At 68.2% G+C, this 21,931-nt stretch carries 20 protein-coding genes and 1 pseudogene; 11 read left to right on the forward strand and 10 right to left on the reverse strand.

Annotation, left to right across the window (positions count from 1 at the left end):
- Together VJT49_RS21410 and VJT49_RS21415 are read right to left on the reverse strand one after the other, a co-directional pair.
- A partial coding sequence (locus VJT49_RS21410) for a DUF5994 family protein (RefSeq protein WP_324166663.1) occupies window positions 1-300 on the reverse strand: 300 nt, incomplete at its 3' end.
- A 546-nt stretch (window positions 301-846) separates the two neighbouring features.
- A complete protein-coding gene (locus tag VJT49_RS21415; protein ID WP_324166664.1) occupies window positions 847-1,713 on the reverse strand; it encodes a slipin family protein in 867 nt (288 codons plus the stop codon).
- Window positions 1,714-2,251: 538 nt separating this feature from the next.
- On the opposite strand from VJT49_RS21415, the gene VJT49_RS21420 reads away from it, so the two are divergent.
- The 5 genes from VJT49_RS21420 to VJT49_RS21445 all read left to right on the forward strand — a co-directional run bounded on the left by VJT49_RS21420 (window position 2,252) and on the right by VJT49_RS21445 (window position 6,871).
- A complete protein-coding gene (locus VJT49_RS21420) occupies window positions 2,252-2,398 on the forward strand; it encodes a DUF6307 family protein (RefSeq protein WP_324166665.1) in 147 nt (48 codons plus the stop codon).
- A 231-nt stretch (window positions 2,399-2,629) separates the two neighbouring features.
- Complete coding sequence (locus tag VJT49_RS21425; RefSeq protein ID WP_324166666.1) at window positions 2,630-2,926, forward strand: hypothetical protein; 297 nt, start codon at window positions 2,630-2,632, stop codon at window positions 2,924-2,926.
- Between the two features lie 299 nt (window positions 2,927-3,225).
- Window positions 3,226-4,344 carry a glycosyltransferase gene (locus VJT49_RS21435; RefSeq protein ID WP_324166667.1) on the forward strand — a complete coding sequence of 373 codons (1,119 nt, stop codon included), beginning with the start codon at window positions 3,226-3,228 and terminating at the stop codon, window positions 4,342-4,344.
- Between the two features lie 17 nt (window positions 4,345-4,361).
- A complete protein-coding gene (locus tag VJT49_RS21440) occupies window positions 4,362-5,390 on the forward strand; it encodes a hypothetical protein (protein ID WP_324166668.1) in 1,029 nt (342 codons plus the stop codon).
- Between the two features lie 20 nt (window positions 5,391-5,410).
- Window positions 5,411-6,871: a glycoside hydrolase family 130 protein gene (locus tag VJT49_RS21445; RefSeq protein ID WP_324166669.1), complete on the forward strand. Its 1,461-nt coding sequence runs from the start codon at window positions 5,411-5,413 to the stop codon at window positions 6,869-6,871.
- A 27-nt stretch (window positions 6,872-6,898) separates the two neighbouring features.
- Here the strand turns inward: VJT49_RS21445 and VJT49_RS21450 are convergent.
- The 4 genes and pseudogenes from VJT49_RS21450 to VJT49_RS21465 all read right to left on the reverse strand — a co-directional run.
- Window positions 6,899-7,325, reverse strand: a pseudogene (locus VJT49_RS21450) (IS982 family transposase); the annotation flags it as partial.
- A 34-nt stretch (window positions 7,326-7,359) separates the two neighbouring features.
- Window positions 7,360-8,364, reverse strand: coding sequence for a helicase-associated domain-containing protein (locus VJT49_RS21455; protein ID WP_324166671.1), 1,005 nt, complete (start codon window positions 8,362-8,364; stop codon window positions 7,360-7,362).
- Window positions 8,365-8,462: 98 nt separating this feature from the next.
- A complete protein-coding gene (locus tag VJT49_RS21460; RefSeq protein ID WP_324166672.1) occupies window positions 8,463-8,696 on the reverse strand; it encodes a hypothetical protein in 234 nt (77 codons plus the stop codon).
- The gene (locus VJT49_RS21465; protein WP_324166673.1) at window positions 8,693-9,010 is read right to left on the reverse strand and encodes a calcium-binding protein; all 318 of its coding nucleotides are present in this window, start codon (window positions 9,008-9,010) and stop codon (window positions 8,693-8,695) included. The genes VJT49_RS21460 and VJT49_RS21465 overlap by 4 nt, the downstream gene beginning before the upstream one ends.
- Window positions 9,011-9,178: 168 nt before the next feature.
- On the opposite strand from VJT49_RS21465, the gene VJT49_RS21470 reads away from it, so the two are divergent.
- Window positions 9,179-9,739, forward strand: coding sequence for a hypothetical protein (locus VJT49_RS21470; RefSeq protein ID WP_324166674.1), 561 nt, complete (start codon window positions 9,179-9,181; stop codon window positions 9,737-9,739).
- Window positions 9,740-10,585: 846 nt separating this feature from the next.
- On the opposite strand, the gene VJT49_RS21475 is transcribed toward VJT49_RS21470, so the two are convergent.
- Window positions 10,586-11,743: an FAD-dependent monooxygenase gene (locus VJT49_RS21475; protein WP_324166675.1), complete on the reverse strand. Its 1,158-nt coding sequence runs from the start codon at window positions 11,741-11,743 to the stop codon at window positions 10,586-10,588.
- A gap of 78 nt (window positions 11,744-11,821) precedes the next feature.
- On the opposite strand from VJT49_RS21475, the gene VJT49_RS21480 reads away from it, so the two are divergent.
- The 5 genes from VJT49_RS21480 (at window position 11,822) to VJT49_RS21500 (ending at window position 16,110) form a co-directional block, all read left to right on the forward strand.
- Window positions 11,822-12,475, forward strand: a complete 654-nt coding sequence (locus tag VJT49_RS21480; protein ID WP_324166676.1) for a TetR/AcrR family transcriptional regulator — start codon at window positions 11,822-11,824, stop codon at window positions 12,473-12,475.
- 911 nt (window positions 12,476-13,386) lie between these two features.
- The gene (locus VJT49_RS21485; protein ID WP_324166677.1) at window positions 13,387-14,079 is read left to right on the forward strand and encodes a helix-turn-helix domain-containing protein; all 693 of its coding nucleotides are present in this window, start codon (window positions 13,387-13,389) and stop codon (window positions 14,077-14,079) included.
- On the forward strand, window positions 14,072-14,734 hold the full coding sequence (locus tag VJT49_RS21490; RefSeq protein ID WP_324166678.1) for an arsenate reductase ArsC: 663 nt from the start codon (window positions 14,072-14,074) through the stop codon (window positions 14,732-14,734). Before VJT49_RS21485 ends, VJT49_RS21490 begins: the two co-directional genes overlap by 8 nt.
- Window positions 14,735-14,768: 34 nt before the next feature.
- Entirely contained in the window at window positions 14,769-15,488 is a 720-nt protein-coding gene (locus tag VJT49_RS21495; protein ID WP_324166679.1) for an MIP/aquaporin family protein, read from the forward strand.
- A 94-nt stretch (window positions 15,489-15,582) separates the two neighbouring features.
- Window positions 15,583-16,110 (forward strand): DinB family protein, encoded by a 528-nt coding sequence (locus VJT49_RS21500; protein ID WP_324166680.1) that lies wholly within the window; start codon window positions 15,583-15,585, stop codon window positions 16,108-16,110.
- On the opposite strand, the gene VJT49_RS21505 is transcribed toward VJT49_RS21500, so the two are convergent.
- The 3 genes from VJT49_RS21505 to VJT49_RS21515 are packed head-to-tail and all read right to left on the reverse strand — an operon-like array spanning window position 16,086 to window position 21,931.
- Window positions 16,086-16,418, reverse strand: coding sequence for a hypothetical protein (locus VJT49_RS21505; RefSeq protein WP_324166681.1), 333 nt, complete (start codon window positions 16,416-16,418; stop codon window positions 16,086-16,088). The genes VJT49_RS21500 and VJT49_RS21505 overlap by 25 nt on opposite strands.
- 54 nt (window positions 16,419-16,472) lie before the next feature.
- The gene (locus tag VJT49_RS21510; protein WP_324166682.1) at window positions 16,473-18,149 is read right to left on the reverse strand and encodes a (2,3-dihydroxybenzoyl)adenylate synthase; all 1,677 of its coding nucleotides are present in this window, start codon (window positions 18,147-18,149) and stop codon (window positions 16,473-16,475) included.
- Complete coding sequence (locus tag VJT49_RS21515) at window positions 18,146-21,931, reverse strand: type I polyketide synthase (protein ID WP_324166683.1); 3,786 nt, start codon at window positions 21,929-21,931, stop codon at window positions 18,146-18,148. The genes VJT49_RS21510 and VJT49_RS21515 overlap by 4 nt, the downstream gene beginning before the upstream one ends.

Here is a 21,931-nt window from a genome sequence, read left to right on the forward strand (position 1 = left end):
CTTGGTCAGGTTGTAGGTCACCCGCTCGATACGACCGGGCCGGATCGCCAGCACCGCAAGCAGTGTCGGCAGTTCGGCCGACAGGTCCCGGGACCGGGGCCACCAAGCCCCGTCGACATACCCCGTCGCGGGTGCCTTCGGCTTCAACCGCAAGCGCAGGGTGTGCGGAGGTGGCTCGACGACCGCCGAGACCAAGGGGGTGGTGGTCAGTGTGCGCGGGCCCGACATCATGTCGATGCTCCCGTCCCCGGCCGCGAAATATGGCCGGTGGGTTTTCGTCGAGGACGACGTGAACTTCACTCGCGTACGAGATGCTCCCGACACCACCAAGTCTACGCCCCATTCGGCTACTCGGATGTGACCGTGCCCGGCTCCCGGTGATAGAGGTTCAGCACCCCAACAGTGATGGCACCGAGTTGGAGCGGGAAGCACGATGCCACGTTTCCTGGCCCACGAGTGGGCTTGAACGAGCGCGGTTGGGCCGGCCAGGCCAACGAATTCCAATTTGGACAATCGAGGACGAGTAGGTGCCCAGTGCCGGGCAGGCGGTGGCCGAGCGTTTCCGCGAGCTGCGGTGCGGTCAGCAGGTCCAGCTCATCCTGGGCGGTGACAACGATGGTGCCGCGACTGGATCGCCGCAAGCGTCAGCCGCACGATCGCCCGAACCACCGCTGCTCGTCCACCCAGGCGCGACGGCACTGCTCTGCCAGTGCGAAGACATGCTCGTTTCCGCACGCGGTCACCGCCCGTCGACCGTCCAGGCCGGCGTCCTGCGGGGCCATCCCATCATCGACGAATCCGGCACCAGTCCGTCCAGGACGGAGGTTTGCGTAACCTACCGGTGGCCTACTGCCGGGACACGCCCGGTTCGCCGTTCACCGGTACCTCTTGTGCCGGCAGCGTGACCGGCGGCCTCTGCGGCGCGGCGGTGTCGGCTTGCGTGGTCGCCGCGGTTGTCTCCCGGGCCAGGAAGGAGCCGAGTTCGCCGATGGTGCTCATCAGCGGCGCGGGGAACACGACGGTGGTGTTCTTGTCCACCCCGATCTCGACCAGGCTCTGCAGGTTGCGCAACTGCAACGCCAGCGGATGGGCCATCATCATGTCCGACGCCTCACCGAGCGCGGCCGCGGCCAGGGACTCGCCCTCAGCATTGATGATCTTCGCTCGCTTCTCTCGCTCGGCTTCGGCCTGCCTGGCCATCGCGCGTTTCATGCTTTCCGGTAGCTGAATGTCCTTCAACTCCACCAGTGTCACTTCCACACCCCACTCTACGGTGGTGACGTCGAGGATCTTGCGGATGTCGACGTTGATCTTGTCCGTCTCGGCCAAGGTCTGGTCGAGAGTGTGCTGACCGACCACCTTCCGGAGGGTGGTCTGGGCGATCTGGTCGATCGCGGCATAGACGTTCTCGATCGCGACCACCGACTTCACCGCGTCGACCACCCGGAAGTACGCGACCGCGGACACATCGACGCTGACGTTGTCACGAGTGATGATTCCCTGGGATTGAATCGGCAGTGTGACGATCCGCATCGACACCCGGCGCAGGACGTCGGCGACCGGGATGATCAGCTGGAGACCGGGCATCCGCACGCCTCGCACCCGGCCCAGCCGGAACAACACCCCCTGCTCGTACTGCTTGACGATTCTCACCGACAGGCCCAGCAGCAGCAATGTCACGGCAACGATGCCGACAATGATCCACGCGATCATGATGACGCTCCGTCCGAATTGTGAATGAGATCGTCCCGGTGCGCCGGCCCGGCAGCGGCGAGCTGACGGTGACTGCGTAGCGGCCGAACAAACCACCAGGAGACCACCGGCGGCCATGGACGTCCTGTCGGCGCCACGACTGTGCCTTCCGCCACCTGGCGCCCTCGACGCTAGGCCCGGCGCCGCCGACGAGACTGTGGCCTTAAGTCACCGGCGCCCGGGACCTCGGGCCTCAATCTCGCCTTTTCGGACACGCGGCACGCCAACGACGCCCGCGCACCAGGCGGATCCTGAATCCCCGGCCCTTCGACCAGCAGCACTTCGCGGCTCATATGTGGCGCGAAACCCGCTCGTGGCCTCGACCGTTCAGCCACCGACACTACGCCGCCTGGCACACGGGTGTGCCTGAAACCGAAATAATCACCGGTGCCGCCCGTCAAGGTGTAGTGTCACGGGCAAACGCCGGATCGACATTGAGCCGTGCAGCGAGGGCACTCACTCAGGTTCGCCGATGGGCGCGATTTCCGGAGGGGTTGCCATGAGCCAGACCTACCAGCAACGGTGCGAGACCGTTGAGCGGACCCTAGCCGCCGAGAAAATCGATCCTGGAGCCGGAAAAACGCTTTCCGAAGTGGCCGTGAAGGTGCTCGCGGCGCTCGACGGCATCAAGGAAGACCTGCGATAGACCCGTATCCCCGCTCTGCCCGGGCGGTGATTCCGGCAACATTTCCGGTTCGGCGATATCCGGGCCGGGCCCGGTCGATGGGGAAGCGGCGAAATGGCCACGGTTCCGCGCTGGGACGATGGTCGGCACGGTTGACCGGGACCGCGCCTGCCGACCTGACGGATGATCGTCAGGCGGTCATGGCGCAGGTTGGGGCGGGCATGCTGGGCCAGACAAGGAAGGGGAGTAGCCATGGCCGCCGGATCCACGGTGCGACCTGCCGAGGTGAGCAGGCGATTCATCCGCGCCCGTGAGGCCGTCACTGCTGCTCTGCGGTCCCTCGACCAGGCGGGCGGCATGGGCGCCGCGGAGCAGTACCAAGCGCTCGTGGTCGCCCGTCGCGGGGTGGCCGACGTCTACCGTGAGGGCCGGGCGATCAACCATCGCACCGAACTGGACCAGACCCTGTGGTTCGCCCTTGACGAGAGCCGCACCCTGGCAGGACCAGGAGCCCGAGGGGTACCGCCGGCTCGCCGCCGGAGCCTGTGATCGGGTCGACTGACGGGCACGCTGTCCGGCCGGTCATGTCATGACGGCCGGTCTGGCGTTTCCGCGCCGGCGCCTGACGATTTGAGAACGTGAACCGTTGCTCGGCAGCGGGCGCACGCCGGGTGTGCCGCCCGGACAGATCCACATCTTTGCCCGAGTGATCTGGTTGTTCGTGAAGCTGGGCTGGGTGTGGGATGTTCGCCGGCCAACGCCGAGCCGACTCGCCCCCGGCAGGGCAACTCGACAGCCAGCCGCGACGACCCGATCCGAAAGGCTCCGCCATGGTCACGTTCGGCTTCATGAGCACCTACCCGCCCACGTTGTGCGGACTCGCTTCGTTCACCGCCTCACTCCGTGCCGCGCTTCCGGCGGGCACGGCCGGCGGCGTGGTGCGGCTCGTTGAATCGCCGGCCGGCCCCCTGCCCGCCGGGGTCGTCGGGGAACTCGTCGCGGACTCGGCGGCCGGCTGCCGGAACGCCGCGGCCCTGCTCAACCGGTACGAAGTCGCGATTGTCCAGCACGAATACGGCGTCTACGGGGGCGAGGACGGCGACGACGTGCTGCGCGTACTGGCCATGCTGTCCGTCCCGGCGGTGGTCGTGCTGCACACCGTGCTCACCGAACCGACCGCGCACCAGCGCGCTGTGCTCAACGAGGTGCTCGCCGCAGCGACGGCGGTGGTCACGATGAGTGAGACAGCGCGCCGCCGGCTGGTCACCGGCTACGAGGTGCCGGCCGGCCGCGTGCACGTCATCCCGCACGGCGCACCGGACTCCGTCGCCCTGCTGCCCGTCCCGCACCGGAATCCGCGGTGGAGTAGGCAGCGACAGGTGCTGACCTGGGGCCTACTCGGCCCGGGCAAGGGCATCGAGTGGGGTATCGAGGCCATGGCGGTGCTGGGCGACCTGCGGCCGGCGCCCCGCTATGTCGTGGCCGGGCGGACCCATCCCAAGGTGCTGGCCCGGCAGGGCGAGCACTATCGCGACTTCCTCGCGTCCCGAGCCGAGAGCCTCGGCGTCCGCGACCGGGTCCGGTTCGACTCGCGTTACCTCGACGCCGGTTCGTTGCGCCGCCTCGTGGCTGACACCGATGTGGTGCTGCTGCCCTATGACTCTCGGGAACAGGTCACCTCTGGCGTGCTGATCGAAGCCGTCACCTCGCGCACTCCGGTGGTGGCAACCAGGTTTCCGCATGCGGTCGAACTGCTCTCCGGCGGCGCCGGTGTGCTGGTCGACCACCAGGACCCGGTGTCCATCGCCGCCGCGGTTCGGCTGGTGCTCACCGACAGTGCGGTCGCCAGTGGAATCGCGGCCGCCGCCGGGTTCGCCGCGCGCACGCTGGGCTGGGCGTCGGTGGCGCGTGAGTACTGCCGGTTGGTCGCGAACCTGGCCCGCACGCCGGCGCCGGTCGTGGCGTGATGCCAGGACCGCAGCGTGTGGGGCTGGACTACCGGCACCTGCTGCGCCTCTCGGACGATGTCGGCCTGTTCGAGCACGCCAGCGGGCCGCTACCGCTCCGTGCGCACGCGTACTGCCTCGACGACGTTGCCCGCGGCCTGGTTGTGCTCGGTCACGAGCCGGCTCCAGGCCCGGAGTTGTTGCGGCTGCAGGAGATCCTGCTGGCGTTCACCGCGCACGCGCAGTGCGGCGGGAGTTTCCGCAACCGCCTCGGTTATGACCGTCGCTGGCAGGATGCGCCGGGTCTCGGCGACTGGTGGGGCCGGGCGCTGTGGGGCCTGGGCGCCACCGCGGCCCATGCCGGCCGGCAGTGGGTTCGGGCAGAGGCCAGAGCCCTGTTCGAGCGCGGCGCCGCGAAACGTTCGCCCTGGCCGCGTGCGATGGTCTTCGCCGCGTTGGGCGCCGCGGAAGTGCTTGCCGGCGACCCGACGGACGGACCTGCCCGCACGCTACTGGCCGCGGCCGTCCCGGCGATCGGTCCGATCCCCGTCGAGTTCGGCTGGCCCTGGCCGGAACCCCGATTGCGATACGCGAACGCCGCGGTCGCCGAAGCCCTTGTCGCGGCCGGCGCCTTACTGTCCAATGAGGACGCTTTGGCGGACGGGCTGAGGGTCCTGCACTGGCTGCTGAACCTGCAGACACACCGGGGACAGCTTTCCGTGGTTCCCTCGGGCGGCTGGACACCAGGGCAAGGGCCACCGGGTTTCGACCAGCAGCCGATCGAGGTGGCCGCGCTCGCATCGGCCTGCGCCCGTGCGTATGCGGTCACCGGCGCGGCCTGCTGGGCGACGGGCGTGCTGCTCGCCCACAACTGGTTCCTCGGCGCCAACGATGCCGGCGTGCCGCTGGCGGACCCCGATACCGGTGGATGCGGCGACGGACTTGGCGTCGGTGGCGTGAGCGCCAACCAAGGCGCCGAGTCGACGCTGGCGCTACTGTCGACTTGCCAACAGGCGTCGTACGGGCTCGCCCGCATCGACGCTGTGCGTGACGCCGGTGCCGCGTGACGGTGGAAACTTCGGGCCTGGTGACCAGGCGGCCTGCGATGTTCCGTGCCGATCCGGACCGGGTCATCACCAAGTTGTTCGTGCCCGGCGAGGAGAACCCGGAGACCCGGTCGCGCGCGGCGGGGGTGCTGGAACGGGTCCTTGCCTTGTCGGAGAACGCCGTCAGCGCGCTGCTCGCGGACGTGCTGGCCGATTTCTCCGCACGATATCGCGACTTCAGCGCCACTCTGGAGCGTAACGCGTCGATCATGAGCCACCGGCTGGTCGAGCCGGACGCGCTCAGCCGGGAGCGCCGGCTGCTGCTCGGTGCCTACTTCACGCACGAGTACGCCATCGAGGCGGCCGCACTGTGTAACCCGTCCATGGTCGCGCATCCCCGGCAGGACGGGATGGCGCCGGGCCAACTGCGCGTGGTGCTCAGCCTGCGTGGCATCGGTGAGGGTCACGTGTCCTCGATCGGGTTCGCGACCGGCGTGCTCGGCCCCGGCCCGACCGCGCACTGGCATCCGCGGCCGGGGCCGGTGGCCACCGCGGAGCGTCAGCAGGACTCCTGGGATCGCGCCTGGTTCCGGGCCGTGCTCGCGCACGACCGGTGCGACAACGAGATCACCGCCACCGTGCTTTCCGCCCTGCCCGAACCCTTTGGCCAGGCTGATCTCGACCATGGGCTGGCCGCGGTGCATCCCCGGCTGCTTGCCCGCACCGGTGCCTCGGCCACCCTGCAACGGATCCGCGAGCTGGCCGCCGGGAGTTACACCGTGCGTTTCCCCGACGACGTCGAGCTGGCGCAGCGCGTGCTCTGGCCGATCGGCCGCACAGAAAGCCACGGGATGGAGGACGCGCGTTTCGTGCGCTTCACCGGCCAGGGTGGCGCAACCCGCTACTTGGCCACCTACACCGCCTATGACGGCCGCACAGTCGCGCCACACCTGTTGGACAGCGCAGACCTGTGTTCCTTCCGAGTGTTCCCACTGACCGGCCCGGCCGCGCGCAACAAGGGCATGGCGCTGTTTCCCCGGCTCGTCCGGGATCGACACCTGGCGCTGTGCCGCGGCGACGGAGAGACCATCAGCCTGGCGACGTCGTTCGACGGTCGGAACTGGGCCGGCGAGGTGCCGCTCCACGGGCCAACCGCGCCGTGGGAATTACTACAGGTCGGCAACTGTGGTTCCCCGCTGGAGACCCCGCAGGGGTGGCTGGTGATCACCCACGGCGTCGGCCCGATGCGGACCTACGCCATCGGCGCCATGCTGCTCGACCTCGCCGACCCCACCCGGATCCTCGCGGTGCTGCCCGAGCCACTGCTCACGCCCGACCCGCTGGAACGGACCGGTTACGTCCCCAATGTCGTTTACACCTGCGGAGGGCTGCTGCACGACGGGACACTGTGGTTGCCCTACGCGAGTAGCGACACCCGGGTCGCGGTGGCCACCGTGCCGCTCGACAGGTTGCTCGCCCGCTTCAGCGCCCCGACCGGCTAAATGGTTGATGCGGTGAAGTTGGTGTTGGTGATCGAAGGCTGTGAGCGATCGTTTGCTGGTCACGCCGGTTTGCCAGTTGTGCCAGATGCCGGCGGCCATGGCCAGTAGACGGTGCGCGATGCGGGTGAACACGCCGTGCGGGGTGCGTCCGCCGTGCCGTTCCAGGTCGAGTTGCCCCTTTGAAGGTCTGGTTGACCGATTCGATCCACTGGCGCACGCCACCGAGGTCGTTTCGGTAGGTTTCGTCCTTGCGGTCCGGGCGCAGCAGTCGCAGTCCCGTCGACTCGGCGAGTTTCTGGCGCGGTTTTCCTGAGAAACCCTTGTCCGTCAACAGGATCTGACCCTCCCGGATGAGGTGGTGGTTGTTGTCGAGCAACGCGGCCAGCACCCCGTGTTCGCCGATCTCGGGATCGGCCGGGCACCACCTGTCCGGCATCCCGTCACCCGCGCAGATCGTTCGTCGGCGGCCTGCCGCGTGATGAAGGTGGTCAGGTCCTTGGTTGTCCGGGGACGGCGTAGCCGAGTTTGAGCAGGGCTTTGCGGAACTTCAGTTCTTGTTCGGGTGGAATGGCGAGGTGCCGGTCGCCGATTCGGTGGCACAGCGGGCGGAGGCGGCGGTCGTGGGTGATGAGTGTGGCGATGGTGGGGTCGGCGCATTCGATCACGCGGGCGTGGCCGATGTCGGTGAGCTGTCCCGCCCGGCGGACGACGTCCGAAATCAGGGTGCTCAACGTGCCGGGTAGTTCGTGTTCGCTGCGCTGGGTGAGGAAAGTGGTCAACTCGGTGAGGTCACGGCCGGCATCGATCGCGGAGAGCAGGCTGGTGGCCGAAGCCGTCCAGACCCGGTCGGCGGTCTGCTTCGTGTAGGCGGAGAGAACGAGCCGGTCCGCGGCGGGGAGGTCCGCGGTGGCGACGATGTCGAGGTTGGGCAGCACCTTCAGGGGCGCGGCCGTGGTCGTGTCGGAGGTGGTCGGTCGATAGGTGTCGGTCAAGCCGAGGACGTAGGCGCCCAACGCGGTGAGTCTGATCGCCTGGAGGCCGTCGTAGCGGCTCAGCGCTTCCAGGTCATCGCCGCCCCAGTTGCCGCGGAAGTCGTTGCGCGCATCGGACGCGGCGACGTAGTCGAGGTCAACCAGCCCCAGAGTGCCCGCGTACTCGAACAGGATGGCGAGGGTGTAGCGGCCTTCCAGGAGTTCCCAGTCGTGGAAGCCGTCGTAGCCGAGGCTGCCGTACTGCGGGTCGACGAGGTAGAGCTTCCACAGCGCCATGTCGGTGCGGGCGATGGTGGGGCTCAGGTTGCCGCGGCGCATGGTGGTGAACAGGGTGTCCACGTCGATCCACTCGCCGGGCGGGCAGGTGGCCAGCGCCGTCGCAACCATCTGACGGCGCGGTTTGGCCGCGGTGAGCACGTTGCGGATGCGCTGGCCCTTGATCTGTTCGATCCGGCTGAATTCGTCGATCACCGCGTGGGTCAGCCAGCGCCGCCACAGCACCCGGATGATTTCGGCCGGTGGTTTCCCCAGTGCCGCGCGGCCTTTCGGGGTCGGCCGGAGACGAGCACCGTCGAGCTTGGCGAGGCCACCGGCTTGGATCAGCAGCGGCCACGCGAAGGCCGCGATGGGTTCGTGGCGTAGAAGTCGCCCTGCACCAGGTGCTCGTCGATGGTGCGGATGGTGGCCGCGGACGGGAGGCTGGTCTTCTCGCTGCACTTCACCTTGCCGGCCGCGCACAGTTCGAGCATGGCGCGCAGATTGGCGAGGGTCTCATCCTCGGTCAGCCGCACCCGGCGGTCGGCGGGGTCGGGCAGCAGGCGCAACGCGGTCACGTTCCTTTCACCCACCGGCCGTAGGCGTCGATCCACTCCACGCCCTCCGGGGGCGGTGTGGGCAGCGGCAGGTCCAGGATCGGGATGTGCTGCTTTGACCGGCCACGCGTACAGACGGCCGTGATCTGCTCGTCCTCGGTCAGATCCAGGCATACGACGGTTACATCCACGCCCAGCACCACGGTCTGGAACGGCATGGCGAGATTTTCCTCGAGCATGGTGTAGAAGCCGGTGACGCATTCGCTGTCGTTGTAACAGTCGACGGTCGCCTCGGCGATCAAGGCATCCAGCGCCGCCCGATTCGATCGACTCACGCCGTCAGTGTTGCATGCCTGGGTGCACTCCAGCGTGAAGGTCTCTGCCAAGGAGACTCGTGGCGCGAGGTCCGGTGGGGACGGCGTTCGCCCAGAGCGTGGTTCAGATGTCATCGCCACTCGGTGACGGAAGTGATGACCAGGACGCTTTCATAGCGCACGGCGAGCTTGTCGTATCTGGTCGCTACGGCCGCGGTTGCTCACAGAGCCGGTCACATGACAGGCCTGCACCCCGAGGGCACCGGGATGTCCGACGCCATCAGCGCCGCCATGGCGCGGGCGCGGGTGGACGCCGAGGGCATCGGCTACATCAACGCGCACGGCTCGGGCACCAAGCAGGACGACCTGCTGTTGCGTGCGCGCCGCGATCGATCCTTCAGTCCCGCTCGACCACCCACGCCCGGTCATCCCCATCCACGGGCCATCGCCCGCATGATCAACTGTCCACGTCTGGCAGCCGGTTCCCCTCGGTCGGATGGGGTGGATGGGTGTGGGGGAGTGGCTTTCGGGGTAAGCCCGAACATGGAGCCCGGGCCCCAACCTTATGTGCGGCCTCCGCACACCCAGCATGACCTTGACCCGCACGAGGTCGCGGGCAGCATGCGTGTGGCGGTCTCGCGCCTGCGTAAGCAGATCATTGAAGCGTTCAGCCTGCACATCGCGGCAACGACCGATCAGTGCGCGCGAACGAACCCGCAAACCTCCGGAAAGGAGGGAGTGAGTCCCTAGCCGGGACACAGCGGCCGGTGCAACGAGGAGACGCCCGTAAGTGTGGGCGCTCACAGGTGTTGCCGGGGCAGATGAGCGTCTGGCAAGGTCACGAGGTAGTGATCTTGACCGACGAGTATGGCGATCGAACGCGTCATGGAGCGGGCAACTCGGGAGTTCGGCCGTCTCCGAGCGCACCCGGCCAACCGTCGTCGCCGCCGCAGGTGCGTCGAGCTATGCAGATGGCGGCCGTGCGCGGCGATCAGGTCGAAAGCAACGAAGTACACCGCCACTCCTTCGGCGGCGCCGCGACGCGGTCCCCACATCAACGGGAAGTCGGGCCGCCCATCCCGGTAGGCGAGCGGTTCCCATCCACAACGAGTGCCCCGCCCAGGCGGCGCCCGGCGCCACGGATCTCCGGAAACCGCGTGACATCGGTGCCGGTCCGGGTGTGGAGCACCGAGCCAAAACTTGCGTTTTGAGGCGTCATCGGGCGTCGGCTCGGTGACGGCGGCGGACGGTGGACCAGTGCAGCGCACGCTGGATGCTCTCGGTCGCTCCCTCCAGATCATGACGGCCCGTCGATGTTGCGATGGGCCCCGGGGGGTCTCAGCCGTCCGCGAGGCGGTCAGGTCATTTCAGGGCGGCGGCCGGGGTTGTACCCAGGTATTCCATGGCCTCGGCGTACTTCGGGTCAGCTGGGCGATGCTCGAGGAGGAGTGATGTCTGGACGGGATTCGGCCAGGCCGGTGGACCAGGAGGCACCGACGGCTTGGCCCAGATCCCGGAGCTTCCCTGCGCGCCGGCCACGATGCTCAGTCGCATCGCCCCAAAGAGGCCCCGCCATCCCCTGGCGGTGTGCGGGCTTCAGCGTGCTGCCGGGGTCCAGCCGTATGCCGCGCTCATGGCGCGCGTGAACACCGACGTGGGTGTGGCGAAGGCCATCGCATCGCGTACCGGGCTGAGGACAGGGTTCTGCATGAAGCCACCGACCCTGCCGGAGACCCGGGACATCGACTCGGTACGCGGGCGGCGGATGGCGTTGTAGGTCCGCAGGCCGCGGTCGACGCCGTGTTCCTCGATGGCGTCCGCGAGGACGACCGCGTCCTCGATCGCCAGGCAGGCTCCCTGTCCGATGTCGGGCGTGACCGCGTGCGCGGCGTCACCGATCAGCGCCACACGGTCACGAACGAACGAAAGCATGGCGGTGCGCAGGTAGTAGACATCGTGGCGGCCCAGCACCTCCGCGGGCGTGGAGGCGAGCAACTGGGGGATCGGGTCGTGCCAGCGCCGGAACCGCGCGACCAGTGGGTCGAGGCCGTGCTCGTGCTTGTCGGCATCGGCCAGGTTCTCGCAGGCGAACCAGTACACCTGGCCGTCATTGATCGCGTCTATCCCGAAGCGGGCGCCGCGCCCCCAGGTGACCGAGACGACCGGGGAGATGTCCGGGGCGTCCGCGGCGGGGACAATGCCGCGCCAGACCGTGTATCCGGCGCTGTCCGGTCCGGGGTGACCGGGGAACAGTTCCGGGCGAAGGCGGCTTTTGATGCCGTCGGCGACCACGACGAGATCCGCTGTTGCCGACGTCGTGCCTTCGGGGGTTTCGAAGGTGACCGTGGCCGAGTCCGCGTGCGTGGTGATCCCGGTGGCGCGGTGCTCTGTCCGCAGGGCGGTCACGCCTACCCGGTGCAGGAGGAGGTCGTGCAGATCGGCGCGGTGGATGGAGTAGAAGGGTGCGCCGTAGCGGCGCTCGATACCGAAGGCCGGGATCATCATGAGGGAACGGCCGGAGGGAACGCGGATTTCGATCCCTTCCTGGCGTCGGCCACGCTCGCGCAGGTCCTCGCCCACGCCGACGTAGCGCAGTGCCTTCACGGCGTTGGGGGCCATGCCCACGGCCGCGCCCACCGGTCGGATCGTCGGTGCCTGCTCGTAGATGTCGACCTGCCAGCCCTTGCGCTGCAGCGCAAGGGCGGCTGTCAGGCCCCCGATGCCGGCGCCGACGATGATCGCTGTACCGCTCATAACCCCACTCCCCGGGTTGAAACGGTCGTTTGAAATGAATGTTATAGCATGCGGCTGGGCGATGCTCGAGGAGAAGTGATGTCTGGACGGGATCCGGCGGTGGACCAGGAGGCACCGACGCGAGACCGGCTGATCGCGACGGCGATCAGGTTGTTCGGTGAGCGCGGGATCGAAGCGACGTCAATGAGAGCCCTCACCGATGCGGCCGGAGCCAACATCGCCTCGGTCAACTACCACTTCCGATCCAAGGAAGGGCTGCTGCGCGCCGGCATCGACCGGGCCATGCGTGCCCTCAACGACGAGCGCCGCCGCCGGCTCGACGAACTCGAGGCGGCGCCCGAGCCGCCGTCGGTGGCCGATCTCGTCCGCGTCTTCGTCGAGCCGGGCCTCGCCCTGGCCAGCCCACGCGGACAAAGTGCCGCGGTCGCCCGTTTCATCGGACGTGTCCTGAGCGAACCGAGTCCGCGGATCCGGGAGACGGTCGCCGAACAGCTTTACCCCGTCGATGCCCGCTTCCTGGCCGCGCTCGGTCGCGCGCTCCCCGATCGAGACGAGGGTGGCATCAAGTTCGTCTACGCCAGCATGGTCGGGCTGCTCGGTGTCTGGCAGTCCGGTGCGCTCGACCAGCTCAACCGAGCCCCAGGTCAGCGCGTCACACCAGGCACCACAACCGCCGATGCCGAACGGGTGATCGCCTTCATCACCGCGGGAATACTCGCCGGAAGCCGGTGACCGGCAGCGATCGATGCCCGCCGCGAGAGCGTGAAGTCCGAAACCGGGCGCTCGCTATGTCTCGCTATGTAGTGTTGCCATGAACCGACGTTAGGCGGCTCGCCGGTTCTGCCCGTCTCATCGCGCCGCTCGGCGGGTCAGAAGGGCACGGGCACGCCGCCACTCATGCCTCCGTTGACGGTCAGGTCTGTCCATCAGAAATATAGATCGGATCCCCGTCCAGCAAGGCTGACCATCGTCCCGGACCTCGCGCGCCGATTTCGCGCGCAACAGTGCGGCATAATCGGCATGGGCGACAAAGGCTACCGGGGAGCCTGCCTCGTCACGCCACGGAAAAAAACCAAAGGGAGGAGCACCCGGCAAACGAGAAAAAGAAAGTAACGCCGACATCTCCGCACTCCGCGCAGCCGTCGAACGCGTCGTCTCGCACTTCACAAACTGGCGCATATTTCACCGACTACTGTATCGTCGCCCATACTCCACCTACCGCCAAGCCTACGACGCCACACGCGGACCGTTCTTCTTCTCCACTACACGGGGTTTTGAATAATGCTCCTGCTGTCCGCCTCGTGGAGAAATCATCTCCCACGTCAACAGTGCTGTTACGGCTCCGCTTGAAAAGCTGGCGTAGTGGCACTTGTTCGTACCGTGCGGCATTCGGCCTCTGTGCGTGGCCCGCAGTCGCGGACGCTCTTCGTGTTCGGCTTCGCCGGGCGGGCCGTCCAGCGGTCCAGTCTGGCTACGAAGCTGCCGTGGGCGGCAACCCGAAACCTGTCGAGCAATCGCGGTGAGCGTGGCGGTGCTGGGCCAGTCGTTCGCGGCGCTGCCTTGCTCGGCAGGAGGCTGCCCAGAGCGAAGCCTGCCTGCTCCGCCGTTGACAAGCAGACTGTGCCTCAATCATTATTGACTCAATGAACTTTGACTGGTCTTTGGTGGTGCGGGAGCGGGCGCGAGTGCACGCGGCCTTGGGTGAGCCTGCCCGGTTGGCGATCGTGGACCGCCTGGTGCTCGGCGACGCGTCCCCCACGGAGATCGGGCGCGAGCTGGGCTTGCCGAGCAATCTGCTGGCGCATCATCTGAAGCTGCTGGAACAGGCCGGGCTGATCGAGCGGTCCCGATCGGAGGGCGATCACCGGCGTACGTATCTGCGGCTGCGGCCGCAGCCGTTGACCGGTCTGGTGCCGGGGCTGCGTTCGGCGCCGCGGGTGGTGTTCGTGTGCACGCACAACTCGGCCCGTTCCCAGCTGGCGGCGGCGTTGTGGGCGCGGCGGAGCCCGGTCCCGGCGGCCTCGGCGGGAACCCATCCGGCGGTTCGGGTGCATCCCCGGGCCGTGGCGGTCGCCCGCAGCCGCGGTCTGTCGCTGGCGCGGGCGCGGACCTCACGCGTGGAGGAGGTCCTGAACGACGGGGACCTGGTGGTCGCGGTCTGCGACCACGCGCACGAGGAACTCGGGACCAGCGCCGATGACCGGCTGCACTGGTCGGTGCCCGATCCGGCTCGTCTCGACACCGACGACGCGTTCGAGCAGGCCTTCACCGATATCGCCGACCGGATCGACCGGCTGGCTCCCGCCGTCCGCCTACCTGGAGAACCCCATGACTGACACCGAGCGCTACCACCACCCTGACCTGGGCATCGACCAGCAACTCGCGTTGCGCACGGCCGCGACCCGCCTGCAGAGCGAGTTCGACGGCACCTTCGGCACCGAGACCATCGAACGGTTCCTGCGCTCCAGTTACGACCAGTTCGCCTCCGGCGCCTCGATCCCGAACTTCCTGCCGCTGCCGGCCGAGCGGTTCGCCCGGCAACGTCTGCACGCGCTGGCCAAAGTGGAGGGACACGCGCCCTACGGCAAGCCGACCGTGTTGTTCCTGTGCGTGCACAACGCGGGGCGCAGCCAGATGGCCATGGGCTTCTTCCGGCACCTGGCCGGCGAGGCAGCGGTGGCGTGGTCCGGCGGATCGGAGCCGGGCCGTGAGATCAACCCCTCCGCCGTCGCCGCGATGGCCGAGCACGGTATCGACATCACCGGCGAGTTCCCGAAGCCATGGACCGACGAGATCGTCCGCGCCGCCGATGTCGTGATCACGATGGGTTGTGGGGATGCCTGCCCGGTGTTTCCCGGCAAGAAGTACCTGGACTGGGAACTGGACGACCCGGCGGGCAAGAGCGTGGAGGACGTCCGCCCGGTGCGGGACGAGATCGAGCGCCGGGTCCGGCAGTTGCTCGACGAGCTCGGTGTCGCTGCCCGCGCGTGAGTCCAAGTCCACTGTGGCCGATAGGGAGTTGTTGATGGAACAGCCGTTGCCCCGCAAGCTGGTGGCCGAATACCTCGGGAGCCTGCTGCTGGCTGCGCTGGTGATCGGGTCGGGGATCGCCGCGCAGCGGCTCTCACCCGGTGACACGGGTTCGCAGCTGATGGAGAACGCGGCGGCCACGGCGGCAGGCCTGTTCACGATCATCCTGATGTTCGGTCCGATCAGCGGCGCGCATTTCAACCCGGTGGTGTCCTTTGTGGACTCCGCACTCGGTGGATTGCCGTGGCGGCACGCGCTCGCCTACCTTCCGGTGCAGGTCGCGGGGTGTGCCAGCGGTGCGGTGCTGGCGAACCTGATGTTCGCCGGCAGCGCGGTGAGCGTCAGCACCACCCATCGGGCCACGGCCGCGCACGGGCTGTCCGAGGTCGTGGCGACCGTCGGGTTGATTCTGGTGATCTTCTCGCTGGCCCGGTCCGGGCGCGCCGAGCGGGCGCCGGCCGCGGTCGGTGCCTACATCGGGGCGGCCTATTGGTTCACCAGCTCTACCAGCTTCGCCAACCCGGCGATCACGGTGGGTCGCATGTTCAGCGACACCTTCGCCGGTATCGCTCCCTCGTCGGCGCCGCTGTTCATCGTCGCCCAGGTCGGTGGCGGCGGGCTCGCGCTGCTGCTCGTCCGCGTGCTCTACCCCGGTGTCACGCCGAGCCAGGCGGCGGGTGTCCTCGTCCCGCACGCCGTGTCCTCCGCCCGCTGACCAGCCGGCCTGCCGGACCGCGGCTGCCGCGGCTGAGAGGACCTCAGCGCAAGTGCGCCATGATGGCCGTGACAGGCCGAAGGTGGTGGCGCACATGGACCGGAGGGCCGTGCACGAGCAGTGGAAGCGCGACCGCGCCACGTTCCACGCGCTGCTCGCCTCCGCGACGGCCGCCGACCTGCGGCGGCGCTCCCGGGGAACCCGCTGGACCAACCGGCAACTGCTGTTCCACATGCTGTTCGGCTACCAGGTCGTGCGGGCGCTCCTGCCGCTGGTCCGGATATTCGGGCGACTACCCGAAGGGGTCAGCCGGGCGTTCGCGCGGGCACTGGACGCGGCCACCGTCCCCTTCGACGCGATCAACTATCTCGGCTCGGTCGGCGGAGGACTCCTACCTCCGCGGTGGATGGGGGTGTGGTTCGACCACATCATCGCGGCCCTGGACCGCGGCCTCGACCGCGCCACCGACGCGAACCTTCAGTGTGGTATGCACTACCCGAACCGCTGGGATCCGTTCTTCCGGGACTACATGACCCTGGCCGACGTGTACCGCTATCCCGCGCGGCATTTCGCTTTCCACCACCAGCAATTGTCCTTTCAGGACAAGCGGCGGGCGAGGTAGGTGGCGTCGCGGCCGACACCATGAAGGGGCGCGGAGGCGAAGCTGTGCTGCCATTCCAGCCCCACGTAGCCCAGGCCGCCTCGGCGACCGCGTAGTACGCACGCTCGGAGTCGAACCCCCGGCAGGAGATTGCCCATTTCGGGCAACTGACGCAGCGCGGCGGTAACAGGCTCGGTGGCGAACGCCTGCACCTCCTCGTGCACGGCGGCCGCCTCGGCCGCGTTCGGCCGGTGGGCGAACAACAGCCGCCAAGTGATGTCCGAGCCGCTCACCGCACGGAAGAACGCCTCGGTGGTGAGCCGGAGCAACTCGTCCGGAGCCGTGGGAACAAGGTCGCCGACGACCCACTGTGCAACCTGGTTTCACCGCTCCGGCTGCTGTCGGGCATCGGCCATTGTCGTCATGATTTCGTGAGCATCGGCGCGGGACCCGCGGGTGGACAGCCGGGCACGCAAGGCTTTCTTGTCTACCTTGCCGATCGGTGTCAGCGGCAGATCGTCGAGCACTTCCAGTTGTTCCGGGAGTTTGTAGTGTGCGACACCGTAACTTCGCAGGGCCGTGCGGACCGCCTCCAGCGTCAGTGCTGGCCGGCCGGCCGCCGGCACCACGACGAGGCAGACCCGTTCGCCGAAGGTGAGGTCGGGGACCGGTACCACGGCCATCGCCGAGACCGGCAGCAGCTTTCGGACCAGGTCTTCCACTTCCTCGGCGGAGATTTTCTCGCCACCGCGGTTGATCAGATCCTTACGACGCCCCGCGACCACCAGGTTGCCGCTGGGATGCCAGCGGACCAGGTCACCAGTGCGGTACCAGCCATCGGGGGTGAACGCCTTGCGGTTGTGGTCCGGCGCGCGGAAGTAGCTCCTGATCGTGTACGGGCCCCGGGTGAGCAGTTCGCCGACCTCACCTGGCGGTACCGGGGTGTCGTTCTCGTCGACGACCAGCACCTCGTCGTCCGGGCTGATCGGCCGGCCCTGGGTGGCGAACACCACGTGATCCGGGTCGTCCAGCCGCGTGTAGTTGATTAGTCCTTCGGCCATCCCGTAAACCTGCTGAAGCTGACCACCGAGCACCGCGGGGATCTTCCTGGCCAGGCCAGGTTCGAGCACCGAGCCTCCGACCTGGATAAGCCGTAGGCTGCCCAGATCCGGTTTCCGCGCGTCGGCGGCTTCCACCCAGCGCTGGGCTATGGCAGGCACCAGGGAGGTCATGGTGATTCGCTCACGGGCGATCGTGTCGAATGCGGCGACCGGTTCCGGCGACCGGGCCAGCACCACACGACCGCCCTTGGACAACGTGCCGAGAATGCCGGGGCACAGGGGAAAGTTGTGCGCGGCAGGTAACGTCACGAGGTACGCCGTCTCCGGTCCCACGGCGCATATTTCGGCTGTACGCCGCACGTGGTACTCGTAGTCGTTGTGCGTCCGGCCGATCATTTTCGGGGTGCCGGTGGTACCACCGGACAGCAGGAAAAATGCCACGTCGTCCGGATGTGGCTCGTCGCGGTCGAGCACGTGGCGCGGACCAGTACTTCCGGCCAGCAACGCGCGCAGGTCGAGTAGGCCGGGCCGGGTGCTCCCGACGACACCGATCAGGCACGGCCGGTCCAGCCCGGCGACCAGATCGACAGCCATCTGCCGGTGGTCGTGGCCGCGCCAGTGATCCGGGACCACGATCATGGCCACCTCGGCATGCCGGGCCAGATAGGCCAGTTCATGCTCGCGGTGCGCCACCAGCGCCAGCACCGGTGCGACCCCGGCGCGCAGGCAGGCCAGCAACAGCACGAGCAGCTCCCAGCAGTTGGGCAACTGCACCAGGAGCCGGTCGCCGCGTTGGAGGCCGTGCTCCCGCAGCGCGATGGCCAGCGCGTCGGCATGCTCGGCCAGCTGCCGATAGCTGATGCGGTGCTCGCCGTCCACCAGCGCCTCGCGCGGACCGTACTCGTCGGCCCAGTGCCGCGTCAGCCGGCCGAAGGTTTGGTCACGCCAGTGACCCACCGCCCGGTACCGGGCGGCGAACTCGGCCGGCCACCCGCTCATGACGCCACCGCCGCCAGCTCGGCGGCCAGGTACTCCGCGAGGGCGGCGACCGAAGGATGGCTCCACAGCAGGGTGGTGGGGAGGCGAAGCTGGAAGGCTCGTCCCAGTCGTTGGCACAGCACGGTTCCCAGCACCGAGTCGACGCCGAGGTCGGCGAGGGGCCTGCGGATGTTGAGCTCGTCGGCCGGCAACTTGGTCTCCTCCGCGACCTGTCTGCGGACCTCGCGGACGAGGTAGTCCCGCAGGGCTTCGGGGTCCAGATCGGCCCACTGACGCGTGTCCACCTCCTCAGCGAGGTGGTTCTCCACGGCGATCGGCAGCACACCGAAGGCCAGCTCTTCGATCACCGCGACGACCGAACCGTCTACATCGGAGATTGTGACGGCTACGGTGTCTGGCTCGCCCAGCAGGCGCACGCTGACCAGTGCCTGGCCCAGCGGCTGCCCGTGCAGCACAATCCGGCCGATCGCCGCCGGCATGCGGAGTGTGGGCTCGCCGGGGAACACCGCGGTGGGCAGCGACAGCGCGGCGTCCAGCAGCCCGGCCCAACTGCTCGTGGCCCCCTCGTCAATGGTGACGACGGCAAACAGTTCCTCGTCCGCACGGCGGCGCAACTCCGTTACCCGCCAAGGGAAACCCATCGCGGGTACGGCTAGTGAGGCAAGCAGTTGGTGCACGAAGTCATCGGGCAGCAACTCCGCACAACGGTCCCGAAGCGCGTCCGGGTCAAGCCGGCCGGCCGGCGTGCCGGCGTGTTCGGGCACAACCGCGGTGGTGTGCACCGACCACGAGTCCTCGTCGGTGCTGGTGGACGGTCGGGAAGCCAGACTCAGCATGTTCTCCTGGAGGGTTACCGCTACCTCGCGCGGACTGGCGAGCGACACCGGTGACCGCAGGGACAAGTCCACCAGATCCGTCGGGCCGCCGGCCTGTTCCGACGCTGCCAGGAACGTGGTCAGCAGAACCGCCGCGGGGATGATCTCCACGCCGTGCACCGGATGGTTTCCGGAATAAGGTCGGCTCGAATAGTCGAGATGGGTCTGCCACAGCCGCAAGGGAGTGACTCCGGCGACCATGGTCAGCCCGCCCAGCAGCGTGTGGCTGTCCACCTCGTGCGCCGCGACGGTGGCGACCCTGTCGACGGCACGCCAGAAACTCCGGTGTTGCCACGCCGTCCTGGGGAGATCGACGAGTTCATGGCCACGAGACATCGCACCCAGGCCGGTACGGATGCCATGACAGTGCAGCGCGCCCAGCGCGGTGAGCAGGCTGGCTTGCTCGGGCCGTCCACGCCGCAACAACCCGGTGGCGAGGGCGTCGTAGACGTTGAGCGAATGTAGCGTGTCCACAATGGAATTGGTGACCACCGGATGGCTGGACACCTCGAGAAAGACCCGGTGACCGTCCTCGACGGCCGCGCGGACCGCATCGGCGAACCGGACGGGATTGCGGAGATTCGCCGCCCAGTAGTCACCGCTGCAGGGCACCGGGGAACCGGGGTCCACCGCGGTGCGGTAGACCGGGATCTCCGGTTCCCGATGATCGAGATCGTTCGCCGCCGCGCGCAGCTCGGCCAACAGTGGATCCATGGCCGGAGAATGGAAGGCGACGTCGGAGGCCACCCGGCGGACCGGGATTTCGTCGGCGAGACAGCCGTCGACGAACGCTTCCACCGCGGCGACGGCGCCCGCTACGACCGTCGATGACGGAGTGGCGATTATCGCGGGTGAGATGTCGTTGCGGCCGGCCAGCCGTGCCGCGATGTCGTCGCAGGGCAGATTCACCATCGCCATCGCCCCTTGGCCCGCGACACGGCGCAGCAGGATCGAACGACGGCAGACGAGCCTGGCCCCGTCATACCGGTCCAGCACCCCGGCGACGACGGCGGCGGCGATCTCACCGACCGAGTGGCCGATCACGGCCGCCGGTTCCGCACCCAGCCGCCGCAGCACCTCGGCCAGAGCGACCTGTGTCGCGAAGATCATCGGCTGGATCACGTCGGTTGCGTCGAGTTCGTCGCCGAGCAGGATCTCACGCGGAGTGAACCCGATCTCGGCCTGGAAGACCGGACCGAGATCGTCGATGACGTGTGCGAAGAACACGTCGGTGGCCAGCAGTTCGCGGCCCATACCGACCCACTGCGAACCGTGCCCGGAGAAAACCCAGACCGCGCCCGTCGATGCCGAGGAAAGGGGGCTTCCGACTACCACGCCATCGCCTTCAGCACCAGCTGCGACGGTTCGGAGCCCGTTGATCAACTCGTCGGCAGTGTCGGCCACGACGGCGGCACGATGTGCCAGATGGGCCCGCCGGGTGTGGAGCGTGTGCCACACCGCCGCGATCGGCGCCGGTTTCCCGACCAACCAGTCGGCCAGTCGTGCCGCGTTCGCCCGCAGCCCGGCCGCGGTTCCACCGGAGACGGGAAACGCCCGGGGTGTGGCAGGGAATTGGACGAGGCGCGGCGATTGGTAACTCGGCGGGGCCTCTTCCATGACGATGTGCGCGAGCGTGCCACCGTAGCCGTAGCAGGACACCCCGGCCCGCCGCGGATGATCGGTGACCGGCCACGGCGTACATTTGGTCACCAGTTGAAGTCCCGAATCCGCCCACGGAATCCGGGGAGTCGGCTCGGTGAAGATCAGGTTCGGCGGGATCTCGCCGGACCGCATCGCCAGAACGACCTTGATCAGCGCGGCGATCCCGGCGCCGGCTTCGAGATGGCCGATGTTCGGTTTCACCGAACCGATCAGCAGCGGCTGGTGCGGTTCGCGGTCGGCGCCGAACATCTCGGACAGCGCGGTCGCCTCCACCGGGTCGCCGAGCGGCGTTCCGGTTCCGTGCGCCTCCACATAGTCCACCGTCCGGGGATCGGTCCCGCGGTAGGCCTGTTCGAGCAGGTACGCTTGCGCGCTGGCGCTCGGGGCCATGATGCCGTTGGTCCGCCCGTCCTGTTGCACGGCCGAATCCCGGATCACCGCGAGGACGCGGTCACCGGCACGTACGGCATCGGACAACCGCTTGAGCACGGCCACGGCGCCGCCCTCGCCACGACCGTATCCATCGGCCGAGGCGTCGAAAGCCTTCGAGCGCCCGTCCGGGGACAGCACCCCGGCGGCGTCCAGCATGACCGTCAGCCCGGGGCCGGCCACCACATTGACCCCGCCGACGATCGCCAGCGGGATCTCACCCGAGGCCAGCGCGTGCCGGGCGAGATGTATCGCAACCAGTGACGCCGAGCAGGCCGTATCCACCGTGAGGCTGGGGCCGCGCAGGTCGAGGGTGTAGGAGATGCGGTTGGCCTGGCCGCACATCTGGGTACAGATCCCGGTCCAACCCTCGATATTGGGCACGTCCTCCAGTAGGCGGCGCTCATAGTCGTTGGACACGGCACCGATGTACACCCCGGTATCCGTGCCGGCCAGCGATGTCGGGGGAATACCGGCATCCTCCAGCGCCTCCCATGCGACCTCCAGCAGGATGCGTTGCTGTGGATCCATGTGCTCAGCCTCACGCGGCAGGATGCCGAAGAATTCCGCGTCGAATCCGGTGATGTCGTCCAGGAAGGCCCCATGCCGCACGGTGCTGCGCAGCCTCGCCGCGTTCCGCGGGCTCGTGGCGTGATCCGCCCAGCGGTCCGCGGGGATCTCCGAGGTCACGTCCTGCCCGGTCACTAGCAGATCCCAGAACTTCTCGACGGAGTCGATGCCGCCGCTGAGCCGGCATGCCATCCCGATGATGGCGACCGGTTCACCAATTTGCGTTTCGCGCCTGCTCTCGGCCAT

Source organism: Amycolatopsis sp. (genome assembly GCF_035276945.1).
GTDB lineage: Bacteria > Actinomycetota > Actinomycetes > Mycobacteriales > Pseudonocardiaceae > Amycolatopsis_E.